Annotated in this window: 3 protein-coding genes; all 3 read right to left on the reverse strand. The window is 54.2% G+C overall.

Annotated features, from left to right (window positions below; all coding sequences use genetic code 11):
• Positions 1-654: phosphotransferase (locus tag QZZ11_RS06670; RefSeq protein ID WP_292474666.1), on the reverse strand; the 654-nt coding region annotated here is incomplete at its 3' end.
• Between the two features lie 359 nt (positions 655-1,013).
• Positions 1,014-1,778, reverse strand: coding sequence for a DUF5714 domain-containing protein (locus tag QZZ11_RS06675; RefSeq protein WP_365952898.1), 765 nt, complete (start codon positions 1,776-1,778; stop codon positions 1,014-1,016).
• Between the two features lie 57 nt (positions 1,779-1,835).
• Positions 1,836-2,610 (reverse strand): ABC transporter permease subunit (locus tag QZZ11_RS06680; RefSeq protein WP_292474668.1); only part of this gene is annotated, 775 nt, incomplete at its 5' end.

Consider the following 2,610-nt stretch of genomic DNA (forward strand, 5'->3'; position numbering starts at 1 on the left):
CGTCTCGGTGTTGACGATATGCGCGCAATCGCGCGGTGGAGGCGCGGTCTCGAGCGCGCGTTGCGATGCCTCGAGGAACCGGCGCGTCCATCCCGTGATACGTACATCCTCGAATGCCGAGCGACGATAGAGCTCGAACCTCTCGACGCATTCTTCCATCAATCCACGCAACGGGTCGACGGGCTTATGCAACGAACAGCCACATGGCACATCGGTTGCATGCACGTCGGCCATGATCTGAGCAGCACAGCGGAGGTCGCCCGGACGCAAGTGATCGAAATCGAGCATGTCGCCCTCGCAGAAGGACTCGACGAGTACGCCTTTCTCCAAAGCAGCAGACGAGTTGTCAAGATATACCGGGCGCGGCACCCTGCCACTTTTCGCCATAGCCTCAAGCGCAGCAAACTCATATGCCACCTGGTCGTCATGAAAGGGCTGAGCGGCGACGTTTACGCGGAGCACGAACTTCTCGCCCGTCGTCGGATGCGCGAACCAGTAGTTCTGGTTGTGCTCGCCCATGCCAAGCGGTTTCAACTTGGGAAGCGCAACTTCCCGGATGTCAAGCGTGGCAAGCAACTCCGCATTGTTGCAGATGTAATCTTCGGCCTGCTCGAGCGCCGATACATATACGTTTTCCCAACTTGAAGCAGTCAAGTGTCCACCTTTGATACGTTCGGAGCTGCGCTCTTCACCGAACCGCCCATTACATTGCATTCCATTAAACACAAACGCTCGTCGTAGCGTAAGGCATTGCCCATGGAAACTTATTGCAGCACCATTCTGAAATCTCGATGCTGCAGAAGGGTTTCATTTGCATGCAACGCGTTAATTAACTATGAATTCGATAATAAGTTATTGTCTTTTAATAGACAATGTCTTATATTAAAGAAGGTCTGAAGTACAGCAAGTTGCATCATCCCTCCAGTTGCAAACTTGCACCCTTTCTTGAAGAACGAGCCGCCATGTTTCCACATTGGCGGCTCGTCTCTTTCCTTCTGTTGAAGAGAAAGCGTCTATTCCTGTTTCTCAGGTAAAAACGCTCTCCTCACATCGTCGTTCGCGCCGGGAAAGAATGGACAATCCTTGCGGCGACACTCCGCATTACGTTGGAAAAACGAGCATGTGACCTCGCTCGGCAGCGTCATGCTCGAACCGAGGGTCTCGTTGATGAACGGCACAGCCGTGAGCACCGCAGTATAACCCGTGCGCTTGCAGCAACGCGGCCCCCCGACATCCGCCAAACGGCCGAGAATGAGCGACGTGAGCCTTTGACATTGAGCCCACGGTTCGATCTTCATGGGCGTCGAACCGTTGAGGATGCTCATGGCCTGACCGGCGCTCGTCGCAGCACCGCATGTTCCCCAGAAGCCACACGTGCCGCCCGGCACCTGAAGGCTGCGCTTCTTGAGTTCCGCCAACGCCATATCTTTGTCGAGTGGCTCTCCCTGAGGGTTCTTGCCACCAGCATTGGCGTAAGCCGTGATAAGAGCCGCACCGATGAGCGTGTGATGCTCGGGACCATTTGGGTAGATGGACTTGTCGTTCATCGCTTCGTTCATGATTTCGACTGGATTGGTCGACAAACTTCCCGAGCACAACCCCATGATGTAGTCAACGCCCTGCGAACGATGGCATGCGTCGCAAACGTAATGGCCTTCCTCGCAGATTGAATGGCCAGTCTCTTTCTTGCCGCAAATGCAGCACGTAACTTCCTGGGCTTCCTCCCAATATACGAGCGGAGCCTCGCACACGAGGCAATTCGCCTTCCCAGCTGACATGTCAAACCCTCTCTCTTGAAGCCGTTCGTTGAAAGGAGTAGTCCTTTCAACACGTTGCTATTCGCTCCACTTCACTGTCTTCTTGATGAGCACGCCAACCAGCCCGTCAAGGATGGTCACTACGATGCCCACCATGATAATGCCTGCCACCACATTGGTGTAGTTACCATAGTTCGTGTAGTTGATGACGAAGTACCCCAGACCACTCGACGCACCATACATCTCAGCCATCACAAGCATGAGCATAGCTGCTGGCAGCTGAACCTTAAGCCCCGTGGCGATCGTCGGATACAGATACGGCAGAAGCACGCGGAAAATCATCGTAGGCGTCGATAAACCCATCATCTTGGCGGAATCGAGAATCCGCTTGTCGAGACTCTCAACGCGCAAAATCGTGTTCATGAGCGTCGGCCAGAAAATGCCCAGGAAGATGACCATAACTGCAGCTGCCCTGAACGAATGCAAGAGCAAAACCAGGTAGGGCGTGAACACGATGGCCGGTATGGGCGCAAGCACCTTGGCAATCGGAAACACCATCTCACGCACTTTTGGAAGCCACCCCACGAACAATCCGATGATGGTCGCAGCAACGAGCGAGGTGATGAATCCTTGACCGAGCAACGTCAGAGACGATACGACATTGCGCAGCAATTCCTCGGGAATCTTCGAGAACACCGCGAACACGTTTTCGGGCAGCGGAATGAGCACGGGGTGCATGACTTTCAAATCGGTCGCAAAAACCTCCCAACCGATAAGCAGCACCCATACAACCGAAACGATGTTGGCAGTCGAACGCTTGCACCCACCTGCAATATAGCGCCAAAGGAACAAG

Origin of the sequence: Methanosphaera sp., from assembly GCF_016282985.1 — an archaeon.
In the GTDB taxonomy this organism is placed as follows: Archaea; Methanobacteriota; Methanobacteria; order Methanobacteriales; family Methanobacteriaceae; genus Methanosphaera.

What these genes read in the sequence shown, in the direction of transcription:
- QZZ11_RS06675 (WP_365952898.1), bottom strand. Translation starts at nt 1,778, where the DNA reads ATGTCAGCTGGGAAGGCGAATTGCCTCGTGTGCGAGGCTCCGCTCGTA.